Below are 17,563 nucleotides of genomic sequence, written 5' to 3'. Positions count from 1 at the left end.
CCGGGCGGTGGCCGGAAAGCACCGGCCGCCCTCCCCGCCGCACCACCCGCTCGCCGGGCGGGCCCGCAGTCTCAGGCCCGCCCGGCGAGCGCGATCGTACGACGGGCGGACGCCACCACCGCCGCGTCCACGAACCTCCCGTCCGGCAGGGCCAGCGCGCCCCCCTCCACCGCTGACGCCGCGACGATCTCCTCGGCCGCCTCCACCTCCTGGGCGGTCGGCAGGAACGCCCGCTCGATCACCTCCAGCTGGCGCGGGTGGATCGCCGCCCGGCCCAGCATCCCGAGCGCCCGCCCCCGCCCGCACGACGCCCACAACCCGTCCAGGTCCCGGACGTCCGGGAACACCGACTGGACCGGTGGCGGAAGGGCCGCCGCGCGGGCCGCCACCACGACCCGGCCGCGTGCCCAGTCCAGCCCGGCGTCGTCCCGCACCCCGAGATCCGCCCGCAGGTCCGCCTCACCCAGCGCGATGCCGTGGACGCGGTGGTGGGCCGAGGCGATCGAGTACGCGTGCTCGATCGCGAGCGCCGACTCCAGCAGCGGGTACAGCGGCACCCCCGGCGCCACCGCCGCCACATGGTGCACCGAGACCGCGTGGGTGATCTTCGGCAGCCGGAACGCGGCCAGGCCCGGCAGCCCCGCCAGCGCCCGGATGTCGTCCTCGCCGTGTACCCGGACATGGACCGGTACGGCGTCGGGGGCCGCGGTCACCTGGTCGCCGAGGAGCTCGGCGGTGGCGGCGCGCGCGTACTCCTTGCGGTCCGGGGCGACGGCGTCCTCCAGATCGACGATCACCACGTCCGCTCCGGACCCCAGCGCCTTGGCCACCACCTCCGGACGGTCCCCGGGCACGTACAGCCAGGTCAGCGGCGGCCGGACGGCGTCGGGCCGCGGGTCCTCCGGCAGCGGCGGGAGGGGTGGCACCCGGCCGGTCACAGCGCCCCCTGGTCCCGCAGCGCGGCGATCCGGGTCTCCGTGAGGCCGAGCCCGGTCAGGATCTCCTCGGTGTCCGCGCCGTGCGGGCGGCCCGCCCACCGGATTCCGCCGGGGGTCTCCGAGAGCCGGAAGAGGACGTTCTGCATCCGCAGCGGCCCCAGCTCCGGGTCGTCGATCTCCGCGAGGGTGCCCAGCGCCCGGTACTGCGGGTCCTCCATCACCTCCCGTACGTCCTGGATCGGCGCGACGGCCGCCTCCGCCTTCTCGAAGGCGTCCAGCACCTCGTCACGGTCGTGGCGGGAGATCCAGTGGCCGACCGCCGCGTCCAGCTCCTCGGTGTGCTCGGCGCGGGTGGAGCCCGAGCCGAACCAGGGCTCCCCGATCAGCTCCGGGCGGCCCACCAGGCGCATCACCCGCTCCGCGACGGACTGGGCGGAGGTGGAGACCGCGACCCAGTGGCCGTCGGCGGTGCGGTAGGTGTTGCGCGGGGCGTTGTTGCGGGAGCGGTTGCCGGTGCGCGGCTGGACGTAGCCGAGCTGGTCGTACCAGAGGGGGTGCGGGCCCAGCACGGTGAGGATCGGCTCGATGATCGCCAGGTCCACCACCTGTCCCGCGCCGGTCTTCTCCCGCCCGGCGAGCGCCGCCATCACCGCGTACGCCGTAGCCAGCGCCGCGATGGAGTCCGCGAGCCCGAACGGCGGCAGCGTCGGCGGCCCGTCCGGCTCCCCGGTGATCGCCGCGAACCCGCTCATCGCCTCGGCCAGCGTCCCGAATCCGGGGCGGTGCGCGTACGGACCGAACTGGCCGAAGCCGGTGACCCGTGCCAGCACCAGGCGCGGGTTGACCGCGTGCAGCTCCTCCGGGCCCAGTCCCCAGCGCTCCAGGGTGCCCGGCCGGAAGTTCTCGATGATCACGTCGGTTCCGGCGGCCAGCCGGAGCAGTACGTCCCGGCCGCCGGGCGCGGACAGGTCGAGGGCCAGGGTGCGTTTGTTGCGGCCGAGCAGCTTCCACCACAGGCCGACCCCGTCCTTGGCGGGCCCGTGCCCGCGCGAGGGGTCCGGCTTGCGGGGGTGTTCGACCTTGATCACGTCGGCGCCGAAGTCCCCCAGCATGGTGGCGGCGAGGGGTCCGGCGAAGAGGGTGGCGAGGTCGAGGACCTTCAGCCCGGTCAGCGGTCCTGCCATGGTGGCGCTCATGGGGCCTCGATCTCGCTGCGGTAGGGCATGGACGTGGACGCGCCGGGCTTCTGGACACAGAGCGCGGCGGCCGAGGAGGCGAACGCCACGGCCTCGGCCACCGGCCGCCCCTCGCCGAGGGCCACGGCCAGCGCCCCGACGAAGGTGTCCCCGGCCCCGGTCGTGTCGACGGCGGTCACCGAGGGGGCCTCGAACAGCACCGGCTCGCCGCCCCGTGCCGCGTACAGGCAGCCCTTCGCTCCGAGCGTGATGATCACCTCGGGCACCTTCCGCAACAGGATCTGGGCAGCGGCGTGCGGCTCGTCCTGCCCGGACAGCTCGGCGGCCTCGTGCTCGTTGGGGACCAACAGGTCGATGTGGTCGAAGAGTTCGTCGGGCAGCGGCTGGACGGGGGAGGGAGTGAGGATGGTCCGTACGCCCTGGGCGTGGGCGGCGCGGGCCCCTTCGACGACGGCGGGCAGGGGGAGTTCGAGCTGCATCAGCAGCAGTTCGGAGGCGGCGACGGCCGCGATCTCGCCGGGGCCGAGCGCGGTGACGGTCCCGTTCGCTCCGGGGACCACCACGATCGCGTTGGACCCGGTGTCGTCGACCACGATGTGCGCGGTGCCGCTGGGGCCCTCGGCGGTGTGCAGCAGATCGGTGTCCACCCCCGCGTGTTCGAGGCCGTCGCGCAACCGCGCCCCGTACGCGTCGTCCCCGACCGCGCCGATCATCATCACCTCCCCGCCCGCGCGGGCGGCGGCGACGGCCTGGTTGGCGCCCTTGCCGCCGGGGATCGTCCGGAACTCCCGTCCGGTGACGGTCTCGCCGCGTCCGGGGGCGCGGGCCGTGTAGGCGACGAGGTCCATGTTGGTGCTGCCGAGCACCGCGATGCGGGTCATGGGCGCAGAGCCTCCTGGTGGGTCAGTGCGGCGAGGGTGTCGAAGCCGACCCGGTCGAATCCGGGGACGGAGGTGGCGAGCCGGTTCTTCAGCGGAGCCGTCCACCGTTCGGGCAGGGCGTCCGGGTCCCCGGTCAGCAGTCCGGCGATGGAGCCGGCGCTCGCCCCGTTGGAGTCGGTGTCCCAGCCGCCGGAGACCGCGTTCCCCACGGACCGGGTGAAGTCGCCGTCGGCGTGGGTGAGGGCGGCGGCCAGCAGCGCGGCGTTGGGCAGGACGTGCACCCAGTGGTGCGTGTCGGCGTAGACGGCGTGCAGCCGGTCCACGACGGCGTCGAACTCCCTTTCCGTACGGGCTGTTTCGATGCCGAGGCGGATCGCGCGGGCGTAGCGGGAGTGCGGCGGCACCACCCGCAGCCCGGCGGTCAGGCAGCCGTGCACGTCGCTCTCGCCCCCGGCGGCGACGGCGAGCGCGGCGGCGATGAACATCGCTCCGTACACCCCGTTGCCGGTGTGGGTGAGGACCGCGTCGCGGTGGGCCTGGGCGGCGGCTCCGGCCGGGTCGCCGGGGTGGGTCCAGCCGTGCACGTCGGCCCGGATCTGCGCGCCGATCCACTCCCGGAACGGGTTGCGGCGGCGAGCGGTCTCGGGGGGCTCGACGCCGGCCAGGAGGTTGCCGTACGCGACGCGCTCGGCGGTGAAGGTCCGCCCGGCCGGAAGCTCGTCCAGCCAGAGCCGGGCCAGGTCGGCGGTGGTGAAGGCGCGCCCGTGCCGCTGGAGCAGCAGCAGGGTGAGCACAGGGTGGTCGAGGTCGTCGTCCTCCGGCATGCCGTCGATGTTCTCGGCGAGCGACGTGGAGGCCGAGCGACGGTTCCAGGGGTGGGCGGCGAGCAGTTCGGCGGGCACGCCGCGTCCGGTGAACCAGGTGGCGAGCGGCCAGTTGCCCGTGGCGCGGGCGAGCGCGCGGATGCCGTCCAGGGGCAGCTTCTCGACCGGCTTGCCGAGCAGGCAGCCGGCCGCCCGGCCCAGCCAGGCGGCGTGCAGCCGGTCCCGGCCGACCGTGAATCCGCTCTCCGGCGGGCCGGGCCAGTGCGGGCAGGCGGCCACGATCGCGTCCAGCCCGGTCGGCTCGTCGGCGGCCAGCGGCGACGTCGACAGGGCCAGCTCGTCGAGGAGCCGGACGGCGAGCGCGCGCAGCCGGGCCGGTGCGGGCGGCTCCGAGGCGCCGGCGCGGTCCGGGGCGGGGGAGCCGCCGGCCGCGTACCACCGCTCCGCGATCTCCCGCGCGTCCCGGCCGTCCTGCGCTGCCTGCCGCAGCTCGTGTCCGACCAGGTCCTCGGGCTGCACCCAGGTGAGGCGGACGTCCGGGGGGCGGGGCGGGCGGACGCTCACCGCTCACCGGCCAGCGCGGTGAACGCCTCCTCGTGGGACCGGCGGCGTTCCAGGTCGCGGGCGAAGACCTGCCGGGCCACACGGGCCAGGGTGCGGGCCGGAGCCTCCAGGTCCAGGCGGCTGGCTTCGGCCACCGCGGACGCCCAGTCGGCCGGGACCTCGCCGCCCAGCGCGCCCGCGATAGCGCCGCTCATCGTGGCGATGGAGTCGCAGTCGCGCCCGTAGTTCACCGAACCGAGCACCGTGCGCCGGTAGTCGCCGCCGCCGACCAGCAGCATCCCGAGCGCGATGGGCAGTTCCTCGATGGCGTGCAAGCGGGACGGGCGGCGCGCGCCGAGCCGGGGGCTGCGGTAGTCGGGGCCCACCGTGTCGAACGGTTCCACGGCCGCCCGCAGCGGGACGAGCGCGGACTCGGCGTCGTCGTGGTGCGCGGCGACGTCGCAGACCGCCTCGATCGCGGACCGGGTGCCGTCCTTGGCCAGGGCGAGGGCGGCGTCGATCACCGTGTCCGGGGTCGCGTCCGGGTGGCAGGCGGCGGCGACGGCGGCCGCGAAGACCCCGGCGGCCTCCCGCCCGTACGACGACTGGTGCGGCGCGGCGACCTCCAGGGCCTCGGCGTAAGCGGCCTCCGGGCGGGCCGCGTTGACCAGGCCGACCGGGGCCATGTACATCGCCGCCCCGCAGTTGACGATGTTGCCCGCGCCGGCCTCGCGCGGGTCCACGTGTCCGTAGTGCAGCCGGGCCACGATCCACTTCTCCGCCAGGAAGATCCGCTGGAGCGGCAGCGCCTCGGCCTCCAGCTCCGGGATCCAGCGCGGTGCGAGCAGATCCGGGACGAGGTGGTCCGCGACGGCGTACGCGTCGAGGTGGTCGCGGACCTTGTCGTACACGCGGATCAGCGCGTGGGTCATCAGGGTGTCGTCGGTGACGTGGCCGTCGCCCTTGTGGTACGGGGCGATGGGGCGCGCGGTGCGCCAGTCCTCGCCGTACCAGGGGCCGACGATCCCGGTCACCCGTCCGCCGTGGCGCTCGACGATCTGCTCGGGGGTCCAGCCCTCGACCGGGCCGCCGAGCGCGTCGCCGACGGCCGCGCCGACGAGGGCCCGGCTGATGCGGTCATCGAGTCCGGGCGTGCCGGGGGAGAGCGGTGGTGTCGCGGGGGCGGGCGTTGCCGCCATGGCCGTTGTGGGCGTCATGCCGGAATTGTCCACCCGAGGTGGCCGGTTCCGTGGCTGCCAGCAGCCCGGCGAGTTCGATCAGGTCCGTGCCCGCGAGCCGGGGCAGCGCGCACCCCGCGAGCGTCCGGCACGCCTCGCGCCACCCCGCCGGCACGGCGGTGACCGAACCGACCGCCCCGGTCAGCGCCCCGGCCAGGGCGGGAGCCGAGTCGGCCACCCGCGAGAGGCAGGCTGCGGCGGGGACCGCCTGGGCGATCTCGCCCCGCGCGGCGGTGGTGAGGGCGAGGGCGACGGGCACGGTCTCGGCCGCCGCGATCCCGTAGCTGTAGACGTGGTCCACGATCTGGTGCTCCAACACCGGGACCAGGGCGAACGCCCCGGCCGGCTCGTCGGCGAACTCGCGGGCCAGGCGGACCGCGTGCGCGGCGTTGCGGGCGATCTCGGTGCCCTCGGGGAGCTGGTCGAGGGCGGCGTTCACGACGGTGTTCACGTCCGCCCCGGCCAGCGCCACGGCGATCGCGGCGGCCATGGCCCGCGCCCCGTGCACCCCGTCGCCGTCCTGGGTGTAGCGGGCGTCGAACTCGGCGAGCGCGGCGGCCTCCGCCGGATCGCCCGGATGGACCACGGCGAGGACGGCCGCCCGGACGCAGGCGGCGTCGTCGAAGTAGTGCGGGTTGTCGTGGCCGGTGGCGGGGGGCCGCAGCCCGGCGGCCAGGTTGCCGAGACCGGCCCGCACCGAGATCCGGGCCCGCAGCGGGAGCACCGCCGCCTCCACCTCGGGGGCCCGCGCGCTGGCGGCGGCCACCGTGGCGGCGAGCGCGTTCCAGGCCCGGTCCACCGCGTCCCGCATCCGGCGGCCGCAGGAGAGGGCGGCCGCGTCGTCGGCCGCCGCCAGCACCGTGCGGGCGGCGAACGCGGCCCACTCGGCGTCGTCGGACGGGCCGAGCCGCAGCGGCTCGGGCGGCTGGTTGAGCGCGATCGGCACCGGGAGGGTGGTGGTGGAGTTCTGCTCGGCGAAGGTGTCCAGCTCGCGGGTGAGCCGCCGGGTCCACTCGGGCATCCGGGCCGCCCGGTGCCGGGCGGCGGGCCATCCGGCGGCGTCCCCCGCCGCGAGCCCGAGCAGCAGCCCCTCGATCCGGGCACGGCGCGTGGGGGTGGGGGTGGTGGGGGCGGTCGCGTCGGGTGCGGTCGTGGTCATCGCCGGTCCTCCCGTGGGTCTCGTGGCCGGGCGGCTGCCGGCCGTTCCGTGCGTGGCCGCGGTCGTCGCCGGTCACGCCGAGGACACCGTGGCCCGGCCTCCTCGCGCGCGGCCGTGGTCACCCCCCCTCCTGCCGTACCGGGGCGAAGGAGACCGCCGTGGACGCCGGGCCCCGTACGGCCGAAGGCCCGGGGAGGCCGCCGCTCCACTCCCGTACGGACCCCGCCGGGACGGTCGCGGCCGGGCGCTCCTGGGTCTCGCGGTGCTCCGGGGCACCGCTGCCCTCCGCGGCCCCGGGGTCCTCCCGGGTCTCGGGGTGCTCCGGGGCCTCGGGGTCCTCCGGGGTCAGCAGCTCCGCGATGTCCAGCACGTGGTAGCCGCGCATCGAGGGCAGGCAGCTGCCCCGGACCGGTCCGATCGCCTTCGCCCACTCCGGCGGGACGGCGCTCTCCCCGTGCAGCGCCCCGGCGAGCGCTCCGGCCACCGCCGCCGTCGTGTCCGCGTCCCGGCCCATGTTGACGGCCGTCAGCACCGCCGTCCGGAAGTCGCCGCGCGCCGCCGTGAACGCCCCGAACGCCAGGCCCACCGCCTCCGGCGCGAGGTCCGTCCACGGGTAGCCGGCGATCACCACCGCCGAGCGCACCGCCCGCTCCATCGTGAGCCGGTCGGGGTAGGGCCGCTGGGCCGCCGCGACCGCCCGGCGCAGCGACCGGGCCGTCCAGGAGTCCATCGGGACCACCGAGAGCGCGGCCGCGATCACCGAGGCGAGGCCCGAGCCGACCATCGCCGCCGCCACCCCGGCCGCCACCGCCTGGCCCCCGTAGATCCCCTCGCCCTCGTGGCTGACCCTGCCGTCCACCGCGACCAGCCGGGCCGCTTCGGCGGGTCGGCCCGCCGCGAACACCCCGAAGGGGGCCGCCCGCATGGCGAGCCCGTCGCTCCAGGCGTGCCGGTGCTGGGCCGAGATCGGCGCGGCCAGGCCCCGGCGCAGGTTCTCCAGGGTGCCGCGCTCGCTGAACCCGGCTCCCCGGAACGGGCCCTCGTCCAGGTCGGCGATCCAGTGGTGCCAGGCCCGCTCCACATGGGACACGTCGAGCGCCGAGCCGTGCCGGGCGAGCAGCAGCCCGGAGAAGATCGCGTACTCCGTGTCGTCGGTGCCCGCCGGGTCATCGCTCACGAACCCCTCGATCCGCCCCCAGCGGTGGCGGATCTCGGAGGGCCGCAGATTCTCCGCCGGGGCCCCGAGCGCGTCCCCGACCGCCAGCCCCAGCAGTGCGCCCCTGGCCCGCCCCCGGCCGGCCGCCGCGCCCCTCGTGTCGCCGTTCACCGCGTCACCGTTCACCGCGCCGCCCTTCCGCTCGTCCGGCGGGACCGGTCCGAGCCCGGAGCGGCGTCCGCGTCCTGAACCGGTCCGTCTCCGGGCCCTGTCCGCATCTGTGCCACGCGGCGGCCCGAGAGAGGCGGAAAAGGCGCGGAAAGGGGCTGGGTGGATGACGGCCGGGATAGCTGAGGCTCACCTTTCTTTGCAGGTCAGAGGGGGTATAGGTCAGCCTTGCCTTGCTGGCGGAGGTCACCCGGACGGCGTAGTTTGGACTTTGTCGAAAGTTATACGCGCAGGGGAGCGGCGGGTGAAGTCCGCCGTGACGAGGGGAGAGGCACGCCGTGGCCATCATCGAGACCGAAGCCGTCCTGCACGAGGCGCACCGGGACAACCACACCCACCGGGACGTGAACGGCGGCTGGCTGCGCCCCGCGGTCTTCGGGGCGATGGACGGTCTGGTCTCCAACCTCGCCCTGATGACCGGGGTGGCGGGCGGTGCGGTCTCCCAGCAGACCATCGTGATCACCGGCCTCGCGGGGCTCGCGGCCGGGGCCTTCTCCATGGCGGCGGGCGAGTACACCTCCGTCGCCTCCCAGCGCGAGCTGGTCGAGGCGGAGCTGGACATCGAGCGCCGCGAACTCCGTAAGCACCCCACCGACGAGATGGCGGAGCTGGCCGCGCTCTACGAGTCCCGCGGCGTCGACGCCCCGCTGGCCCGCGAGGTCGCCCGGCAGCTGTCGCGCGACCCCGAGCAGGCGCTGGAGATCCACGCCCGCGAGGAGCTGGGCATCGATCCGGGCGACCTGCCCTCCCCGCTGGTGGCCGCCGTCTCCTCGTTCGGCGCGTTCGCCCTGGGCGCGCTGCTGCCCGTCCTGCCCTACCTCCTGGGCGCGAGCGCCCTGTGGCCCGCCGTGCTCCTGGCCCTGGTCGGACTCTTCGCCTGCGGTGCCGTCGTGGCACGGGTGACGGCCCGCAGCTGGTGGTTCAGCGGCCTGCGCCAGCTCGCCCTCGGCGGAGCGGCGGCGGCGATGACGTACGGCCTGGGCACCCTGTTCGGCGTGGCGGTCGGCTGATTCCGGGGCGGCCCGCGGCCGGGCCGGGCGGGCCCGGTGGGCGGCGGAACCGGGCCGCCCGAACGGCGCAACGGCCCCCCTCCCCGTGTGACGTACGTCTTGGCGCCTGCCCCTGGGCGGGACGGACCACGCGGCCGTAAAATGAGACGCTATGCAGCGCTACACATAAGTAGCCATTACCCGGTGGTTTCGTTTCCTCGGCCGCCGGGCAAGAGCCGTAAGCACCGCAGGCAACGACGCCTGCTCTCTGCGACTCCCCGGGCGCCGATCGTTCCGACAGCGACCCACTCCTGGTACGTCCGGTCACCTCTGGTCATCCAGTCGTCCCTGACTCCCATGATGTCCGCATGTTGGAACGAGCCTTCCGCTTCTTGAGAAGCGCCCCATCATGTAACCTGCACGAAATTTCGCAGAGGGCCAACGTCGTCCCTCGGCACTGCACATGCCACGACGACGACGGGAGAGCCGATGCGTATCGACGCCTGGTCGCCCATGGACGGTCGCCCCGCCCAGCAGGGGATGTACGACCCCCGTAACGAGCACGACGCCTGTGGCGTCGGGTTCGTGGCCACTCTGACCGGTGTGGCCAGCCATGAGCTGGTCGAGCAGGCGCTGACCGTGCTCCGCAACCTCGAACACCGCGGTGCCACCGGCTCCGAGCCCGACTCCGGCGACGGCGCCGGCCTCCTCTGCCAGGTCCCCGACGCCTTCCTGCGCGCCGAGACCCCCTTCGAACTTCCCGAGGCGGGTTCGTACGCCGTCGGTATCGCCTTCCTGCCCGCCGACGGCACCACCGAGGCCGTCCGCACGATCGAGACGATCGCCGCCGAGGAGGGCCTGACGGTCCTCGGCTGGCGCGACGTCCCGGTCACCCCGGCTCTGCTCGGCAACGGCGCCCGCGCCACCATGCCCGCGTTCCGCCAGATCTTCGTCGCCGACGGCGAGTCATCGGGCATCGTCCTGGACCGCAGGGCGTTCGTCCTGCGCAAGCGTGCCGAGCGGGAGGCCGGGGTGTACTTCCCCTCGCTCTCCGCCCGCACCATCGTCTACAAGGGCATGCTCACCACCGGGCAGCTGGAGCCGTTCTTCCCGGACCTCTCCGACCGCCGCTTCGCCTCCACCGTCGCGCTGGTCCACTCCCGCTTCTCCACCAACACCTTCCCCAGCTGGCCGCTGGCCCACCCGTACCGCTTCGTCGCGCACAACGGCGAGATCAACACGGTCAAGGGCAACCGCAACTGGATGAAGGCCCGCGAGTCCCAGCTCGCCTCCGAACTCTTCGGCCCGGACCGGCTCGACCGGATCTTCCCCGTCTGCACCCCGGACGCCTCCGACTCCGCCTCCTTCGACGAGGTCCTGGAACTGCTCCACCTCGGCGGACGCTCGCTGCCGCACGCCGTGCTGATGATGGTCCCCGAGGCGTGGGAGAGCCCCGAAGCCAAGAACGCCATGGATCCGGCCCGGCGCGCGTTCTACCAGTACCACGCCACGATGATGGAGCCCTGGGACGGCCCGGCCTGCGTCACCTTCACCGACGGCGTCCAGGTCGGCGCGGTCCTCGACCGCAACGGTCTGCGCCCCGGCCGCTACTGGGTCACCGACGACGGCCTCGTCGTGCTCTCCTCCGAGGTCGGCGTCCTGGACATCGACCCCGCGAAGGTCGTCCGCAAGGGCCGCCTCCAGCCCGGCCGGATGTTCCTCGTGGACACCGCCGAGCGGCGCATCATCGAGGACGACGAGATCAAGGCGTCCCTCGCCGCCGAGCAGCCGTACCAGGAATGGCTGGAAGCCGGCGAGATCGAGCTGAGCGACCTGCCCGACCGCGAGCACATCGTGCACACCCACGCCTCGGTCACCCGCCGCCAGCAGACCTTCGGCTACACCGAGGAAGAACTGCGCGTCATCCTCGCACCGATGGCCCGCACCGCCGGCGAACCGCTCGGCTCGATGGGCACCGACTCCCCGATCGCCGCGCTCTCCGAGCGCCCCCGGCTCCTCTTCGACTACTTCACCCAGCTCTTCGCCCAGGTCACCAACCCTCCGCTGGACGCCATCCGCGAGGAACTGGTCACCTCCCTGCGCTCCTCGCTCGGCCCCCAGGGCAACATCCTGGAGCCGACCGCGGCCGCCTGCCGCAGCGTCACGCTGCCGTTCCCGGTGATCGACAACGACGAGCTCGCCAAGCTGATACACATCAACGCCGACGGCGACATGCCGGGCATGAAGGCCGCCACCCTCGCCGGCCTCTACCGCGTCGGCGGCGGCGGCGCAGCACTGGCCGCCCGGATCGAGGAGATCCGGGCCGAGGTCGACGCCGCCATAGAGGACGGCGCCCGCCTGATCGTCCTCTCCGACCGGCACTCCGACGCCGAGCACGCGCCGATCCCCTCGCTGCTGCTCACCTCCGCCGTCCACCACCACCTCATCCGCACCAAGCAGCGCACCCAGGTGGGCCTGCTGGTCGAGGCCGGGGACGTCCGCGAGGTCCACCACGTCGCCCTGCTCATCGGTTACGGCGCCGCCGCAGTCAACCCGTACCTCGCCATGGAGTCCGTCGAGGACCTGGTCCGCGCCGGCACCTTCATCGAGAACGTCGACTCCGAGCAGGCCATCCGCAACCTGATCTTCGCGCTCGGCAAGGGCGTCCTCAAGGTCATGTCCAAGATGGGCATCTCCACCGTCGCCTCCTACCGGGGCGCCCAGGTCTTCGAGGCCGTCGGCCTCGACGAGGAGTTCGTCGCCACGTACTTCAACGGCACCGCCACCAAGATCGGCGGCGCGGGGCTGGACGTCATCGCCAAGGAGGTCGCCGCCCGGCACACCAAGGCGTACCCCGCCTCCGGCATCGCGGCCTCGCACCGCGCCCTGGAGATCGGCGGCGAGTACCAGTGGCGGCGCGAGGGCGAACCGCACCTGTTCGACCCGGAGACGGTCTTCCGCCTCCAGCACGCCACCCGCAACCGGCGCTACGACATCTTCAAGCAGTACACGGAACGGGTGAACGAGCAGTCCGAGCGCCTCATGACGCTCCGCGGCCTCTTCGGCTTCACCTCGGACCGGGCCCCGATCCCCCTCGACGAGGTCGAGCCCGCCTCCGAGATCGTCAAGCGCTTCTCCACCGGCGCCATGTCGTACGGTTCCATCTCCCGCGAGGCCCACGAGACCCTCGCCATCGCCATGAACCGGCTCGGCGGCAAGTCCAACACCGGCGAGGGCGGCGAGGACCCGGAGCGGCTGTACGACCCGGAACGCCGCTCCTCCATCAAGCAGGTCGCCTCCGGCCGCTTCGGCGTCACCAGCGAATACCTGGTCAACGCGGACGACATCCAGATCAAGATGGCCCAGGGCGCCAAGCCCGGCGAGGGCGGCCAGCTTCCCGGCCACAAGGTCTACCCGTGGGTCGCCAGGACGCGTCACTCGACGCCCGGCGTCGGCCTCATCTCGCCGCCGCCGCACCACGACATCTACTCCATCGAAGACCTCGCGCAGCTCATCCACGACCTGAAGAACGCCAACCCGCGGGCCCGCATCCACGTGAAGCTCGTCTCCGAGGTCGGCGTCGGCACGGTCGCCGCCGGGGTCTCCAAGGCCCACGCGGACGTCGTCCTCATCTCCGGCCACGACGGCGGAACGGGCGCCTCCCCGCTCACCTCGCTCAAGCACGCGGGCGGCCCCTGGGAGCTGGGCCTCGCCGAGACCCAGCAGACCCTGCTGCTCAACGGCCTCCGCGACCGCATCGTCGTGCAGACCGACGGCCAGCTCAAGACCGGCCGCGACGTCGTCATCGCCGCCCTGCTGGGCGCCGAGGAATTCGGTTTCGCCACCGCGCCGCTCGTCGTCTCCGGCTGCGTCATGATGCGCGTCTGCCACCTGGACACCTGCCCGGTCGGCATCGCCACCCAGAACCCGGTCCTGCGCGACCGCTTCTCCGGCAAGGCCGAGTACGTCGTCAACTTCTTCGAGTTCATCGCCGAAGAGGTCCGCGAACTCCTCGCCGAGCTGGGCTTCCGCTCCATCGAGGAGGCCGTCGGCCACGCCGAACTCCTCGACACCGACCGGGCGATCACCCACTGGAAGGCGCAGGGCCTCGACCTCGCCCCGATCTTCCACGTGCCCGAGCTGCCCGAGGGCGCGGTCCGCCACCGCATCGTCGAGCAGGACCACGGCCTGCCCAAGGCGCTCGACAACCAGCTCATCAAGCTGGCCGCCGACGCCCTCGGAGCACCGAGCGCCGAGGCCGCGCAGCCGGTCCGCGCCCAGGTAGCGATCCGCAACATCAACCGGACCGTCGGCACCATGCTCGGCCACGAGGTGACCAAGAAGTTCGGCGGTGCGGGCCTGCCCGACAACACCATCGACATCACCTTCACCGGCTCGGCCGGCCAGTCCTTCGGCGCGTTCGTGCCGCGCGGGATCACCCTGCGCCTGGAGGGGGACGCCAACGACTACGTCGGCAAGGGCCTCTCCGGCGGCCGGGTCGTCGTCCGCCCGGACCGGGGCGCCGACCACCTCGCCGAGTACTCCACCATCGCCGGCAACACCATCGGCTACGGCGCGACCGGCGGCGAGATCTTCCTCCGCGGCAGCACCGGCGAACGCTTCTGCGTCCGCAACTCCGGGGCGCTCGTCGTCTCCGAGGGCGTCGGCGACCACGGCTGCGAGTACATGACCGGCGGCCACGCCGTCGTCCTCGGCGAGACCGGCCGCAACTTCGCCGCCGGCATGTCGGGCGGCGTCGCCTACGTCATCGACCTGAACCGCGACAACGTCAACGTCGGCAACCTCGGCGCCATCGAGGAGCTGGACGACACCGACAAGGAGTGGCTGCACGACGTCGTGCGCCGCCACCACGAGGAGACCGCTTCCACCGTCGCGGAGAAGCTCCTCGCCGAGTGGGACAGCGCCTCCGGAGGCGCGTCCCGCTTCAGCAAGATCATCCCGTCCACGTACAAGGCAGTGCTCGCCGCCAAGGACGCCGCTGAGCTCGCCGGTCTCTCCGAGCAGGAGACCACCGAGAAGATGATGGAGGCGGCGACCCATGGCTGACCCCAAGGGCTTCCTGACCACCGGGCGCGAGGTCGCGAAGACCCGCCCCGTGGCCGAGCGCGTCAAGGACTGGAACGAGGTCTACGTTCCGGGCTCGCTGCTCCCGATCATCAGCAAGCAGGCCGGCCGCTGCATGGACTGCGGCATCCCGTTCTGCCACAACGGCTGCCCGCTCGGAAACCTCATCCCCGAGTGGAACGACTACGCCTACCGCGAGGACTGGACCGCCGCCTCCGAGCGGCTGCACGCCACGAACAACTTCCCGGAGTTCACCGGGAGGCTGTGTCCGGCCCCCTGCGAGTCGGCGTGCGTGCTCGGCATCAACCAGCCCGCCGTCACCATCAAGAACGTCGAGGTCTCCATCATCGACAAGGCGTGGGACAGCGGCGACGTCACCCCGCAGCCGCCCGAGCGCCTCTCCGGCAAGACCGTCGCCGTCGTCGGCTCGGGCCCGGCCGGACTCGCCGCCGCCCAGCAGCTGACCCGGGCCGGCCACACCGTCGTCGTCTACGAGCGCGCGGACCGTATCGGGGGCCTCCTCCGGTACGGCATCCCCGAGTTCAAGATGGAGAAGTCCCACATCAACCGCCGCATCGAGCAGATGCGCCTGGAAGGCACCAAGTTCCGTACGGAGGTGGAGATCGGCCGGGACATCGACGCCGCGAAGCTCCGCCGCCGCTACGACGCGGTCGTCATCGCGGCCGGCGCCACCGTCTCCCGCGACCTGCCGGTCCCCGGCCGCGAGCTGAACGGCGTCCACTTCGCGATGGAGTACCTGCCGCTCGCCAACAAGGTGCAGGAGGGCGACCTCACCGTCTCCCCGATCCACGCCGGCGGCAAGCACGTCGTCGTCATCGGCGGCGGCGACACCGGCGCCGACTGCGTGGGCACCGCCCACCGCCAGGGCGCGGCCTCCGTCACCCAGCTGGAGATCATGCCGAAGCCGGGCGAGGAGCGGAACGCGAACCAGCCCTGGCCGACCTTCCCCATGCTCTACAAGGTCACCTCCGCGCACGAGGAGGGCGGCGAGCGGGTCTACTCCGTCTCCACCACCCACTTCGAGGGCGACCAGGACGGCAACGTCCAGGCCCTCCACCTGGTGGAGGTCGAGTTCAAGGACGGTAAGCTGGAGCAGAAGCCCGGCACGGAGCGGCGCATCCCCGCCCAGCTCGTCACCCTCGCCATGGGCTTCACCGGAACCGACCAGTCCAACGGTCTGGTCCAGCAGTTCGGCCTGGAGCTCGACCAGCGCGGCAACGTCGCCCGCGACGAGCACTACGCGACCAACGTCGACGGCGTCTTCGTCGCCGGTGACGCGGGACGCGGCCAGTCGCTGATCGTCTGGGCGATCGCCGAGGGCCGCTCCGCAGCCCGCGGAGTGGACCGCTTCCTGACCGGGACCAGCGCCCTGCCGGCCCCGATCCGCCCGACGGACCGGTCCCTGCTGGTCTGAGCACCACCTCCGGGTCCCCCCGGCCCACGCGGCCAGGAGGGAGCCCCCACCACACGTCCCGTACAACGGCGTACGGAACTGAACGCGGCGCCTGCCTGTCCCCGACCGGACACCAGCGGGCGCCGTGGCGCGTCCGGGGCCGGTACGGGCCCGCCGGAACACCTTTCCGCCGGGCCCGTACCCCTCCGCCCTCAGCCGCCCGTCAGCGCCGACGTCTTCGCCACCACCGCCAGGGCGAACAGCCCCAGCAGCACCAGGCCGCCCGCCAGCTGGGCCGGCCGGACGCGCAGCTTCCGCGGGGCGAAGGCGAGCCCGTACGTCACCAGGGCCCCGGTCAGCAGCCCGCCCAGGTGCCCCTGCCACGAGGTGAACGCGGCCGAGATCAGCATCCAGATCAGGAACCCGGCCATGAAGCGGTTGACCGCCGCCATGTCGTGGCCGAGCCGCCGGTGGATGACCCAGTACGCGGCGGCCAGCCCGAAGACCGCACCGGACGCGCCGACCGTCGAGGTGTCCGGGGCCAGGAGGTACACCAGGACCGAACCGCCGACCGCCGACAGCAGGTACAGCGCCAGATACCGGGCCCACCCGAGCTGCCCCTCCACGGCCCGGCCGATGTTCCACAGCGCGAACATGTTGAACACCAGGTGCATCACCCCGAACGACGCGTCCGGCGGCATGTGCAGGAAGGCCCCGGTCACCAGCCGGTACCACTCGCCGTCCGCGATGCCCGTCAGCTCGTACCCGGGGAACGTGTCGCCCCGGTAGTAGTACTGCTCACCGTCCGGCCCCGTGAGCGCCGCCCCGAGCACCGCGAACCGGCCCACGATCTCCGGCCGGACCACCTCGCCGACATAGGCCAGGATGTTGAGCGCCATCAGCACGTACGTCACCACCGGCGCCGTCGCCCGCGACACCGCGCCGCCGAAGACCGTACGGGCCTGCCGCACCGACCGCTGCCCCTCCTTCACGCACTCCACGCAGTGATGGCCGACGGCGGCCTCGCGCATGCAGTCCGGGCAGATGTAGCGGTCGCAGCGCGTGCAGCGGACATACGTCTCGGCGGACGGATGGCGGTAACACGCGGGGGCGGCGGCGGCCTCCATGGCCGGCTCCTTCACTGGGGGTGGGCAACGGGGCCGGTGGGGGCGGCGGCGATCAAGATAGCGAACCGGTACGCCGGTCCTGGAGGCCGGGGGCCGCCCCGGCGGGTGGCCTACGCTCGGGGGCCGGGCGGCACGGCACGGGAGAGGCCGCGCCCGACGACCACCACGCGGACACGGCCCCGAGGCCGGAACGGGGGACCCCCACCATGACCGTACGCATCCTGCGCGCCGCCGACCGCGCGCCCGTCCCCTGGAAGAACGGCGGCGGGACCGTCCGGGAGATCGCGGCCGCGCCGCAGGGCGCAGGCCCCGACGCCTTCGACTGGCGCGTCAGCCTCGCGGACGTCACCGCCGACGGGCCGTTCTCCGCCTTCCCCGGCGTGGACCGCGTCCTGACCGTGGTCGAGGGCGCGGGCATGGACCTCGTCGTCGGCGGTGAGCACCACATCGTCGACGAGCCCCTGTGGCCGCACGGCTTCCCCGGCGACCTGCCGACGGAGGGCTTCCTGCTGGGCGGCCCGGTCCTCAACCTCAACGTCATGTACCGCAGGGCCCGTGTCCGCGCGGAGACCGCCGTCGTCTGCGGCACGGTCCGCCTGCTTCCCCCGGAGGGCGGCGCGGTGCTGGCCGTCTCCCTGGACGACGGCGCGGAACTGGAGGGCGCCGGCGTCCGGCTGGACCGTTACGACGCGGTGCTGGCGACCGGGGCGTCGCCCGGCGTGCTGCGGACGATGGGCCGGGCGGCACTGGTCACGGTCTCGGCCGGGTGACCGGCCGGCCGGCGG

At 73.7% G+C, this 17,563-nt stretch carries 12 protein-coding genes; 4 read left to right on the top strand and 8 right to left on the bottom strand.

The window, feature by feature from the left end; genetic code table 11:
• Positions 1-71: 71 nt before the first annotated feature.
• The 7 genes from QFZ71_RS06000 to QFZ71_RS05970 all read right to left on the bottom strand — a co-directional run bounded on the left by QFZ71_RS06000 (position 72) and on the right by QFZ71_RS05970 (position 8,106).
• Positions 72-938, bottom strand: a complete 867-nt coding sequence (locus QFZ71_RS06000) for a CoA ester lyase (RefSeq protein WP_307667223.1) — start codon at positions 936-938, stop codon at positions 72-74.
• A complete protein-coding gene (locus QFZ71_RS05995; protein WP_307667222.1) occupies positions 935-2,134 on the bottom strand; it encodes a CaiB/BaiF CoA-transferase family protein in 1,200 nt (399 codons plus the stop codon). The genes QFZ71_RS06000 and QFZ71_RS05995 overlap by 4 nt, the downstream gene beginning before the upstream one ends.
• A complete protein-coding gene (gene rbsK, locus QFZ71_RS05990) occupies positions 2,131-3,015 on the bottom strand; it encodes a ribokinase (RefSeq protein WP_307667221.1) in 885 nt (294 codons plus the stop codon). The genes QFZ71_RS05995 and rbsK overlap by 4 nt, the downstream gene beginning before the upstream one ends.
• On the bottom strand, positions 3,012-4,403 hold the full coding sequence (locus QFZ71_RS05985; RefSeq protein WP_307667220.1) for an ADP-ribosylglycohydrolase family protein: 1,392 nt from the start codon (positions 4,401-4,403) through the stop codon (positions 3,012-3,014). Before QFZ71_RS05985 ends, rbsK begins: the two co-directional genes overlap by 4 nt.
• Positions 4,400-5,599: an ADP-ribosylglycohydrolase family protein gene (locus QFZ71_RS05980; RefSeq protein WP_307667219.1), complete on the bottom strand. Its 1,200-nt coding sequence runs from the start codon at positions 5,597-5,599 to the stop codon at positions 4,400-4,402. The genes QFZ71_RS05985 and QFZ71_RS05980 overlap by 4 nt, the downstream gene beginning before the upstream one ends.
• Positions 5,520-6,779 carry an ADP-ribosylglycohydrolase family protein gene (locus tag QFZ71_RS05975; RefSeq protein ID WP_307667218.1) on the bottom strand — a complete coding sequence of 420 codons (1,260 nt, stop codon included), beginning with the start codon at positions 6,777-6,779 and terminating at the stop codon, positions 5,520-5,522. Before QFZ71_RS05975 ends, QFZ71_RS05980 begins: the two co-directional genes overlap by 80 nt.
• Positions 6,780-6,897: 118 nt before the next feature.
• Positions 6,898-8,106 (bottom strand): ADP-ribosylglycohydrolase family protein, encoded by a 1,209-nt coding sequence (locus QFZ71_RS05970; protein WP_373465083.1) that lies wholly within the window; start codon positions 8,104-8,106, stop codon positions 6,898-6,900.
• A 335-nt stretch (positions 8,107-8,441) separates the two neighbouring features.
• Between QFZ71_RS05970 and QFZ71_RS05965 the strand changes: the two genes are divergently transcribed.
• The 3 genes from QFZ71_RS05965 (at position 8,442) to QFZ71_RS05955 (ending at position 15,672) form a co-directional block, all read left to right on the top strand.
• Positions 8,442-9,173 carry a VIT1/CCC1 transporter family protein gene (locus QFZ71_RS05965; RefSeq protein ID WP_307667217.1) on the top strand — a complete coding sequence of 244 codons (732 nt, stop codon included), beginning with the start codon at positions 8,442-8,444 and terminating at the stop codon, positions 9,171-9,173.
• A gap of 468 nt (positions 9,174-9,641) precedes the next feature.
• The gene (gene gltB, locus QFZ71_RS05960; RefSeq protein WP_307667216.1) at positions 9,642-14,219 is read left to right on the top strand and encodes a glutamate synthase large subunit; all 4,578 of its coding nucleotides are present in this window, start codon (positions 9,642-9,644) and stop codon (positions 14,217-14,219) included.
• On the top strand, positions 14,212-15,672 hold the full coding sequence (locus QFZ71_RS05955) for a glutamate synthase subunit beta (protein ID WP_307667215.1): 1,461 nt from the start codon (positions 14,212-14,214) through the stop codon (positions 15,670-15,672). Before gltB ends, QFZ71_RS05955 begins: the two co-directional genes overlap by 8 nt.
• A gap of 191 nt (positions 15,673-15,863) precedes the next feature.
• Here the strand turns inward: QFZ71_RS05955 and QFZ71_RS05950 are convergent, their stop codons facing one another.
• Positions 15,864-16,778: a rhomboid family intramembrane serine protease gene (locus QFZ71_RS05950; RefSeq protein ID WP_307667214.1), complete on the bottom strand. Its 915-nt coding sequence runs from the start codon at positions 16,776-16,778 to the stop codon at positions 15,864-15,866.
• A gap of 206 nt (positions 16,779-16,984) precedes the next feature.
• On the opposite strand from QFZ71_RS05950, the gene QFZ71_RS05945 reads away from it, so the two are divergent.
• Entirely contained in the window at positions 16,985-17,548 is a 564-nt protein-coding gene (locus tag QFZ71_RS05945; protein WP_307667213.1) for a HutD family protein, read from the top strand.
• The last annotated feature ends 15 nt before the right edge of the window (positions 17,549-17,563 follow it).

It is taken from the genome of Streptomyces sp. V2I9 (genome assembly GCF_030817475.1).
GTDB lineage: Bacteria > Actinomycetota > Actinomycetes > Streptomycetales > Streptomycetaceae > Streptomyces.
This window is presented reverse-complemented; position numbering and strand designations above follow the sequence as displayed.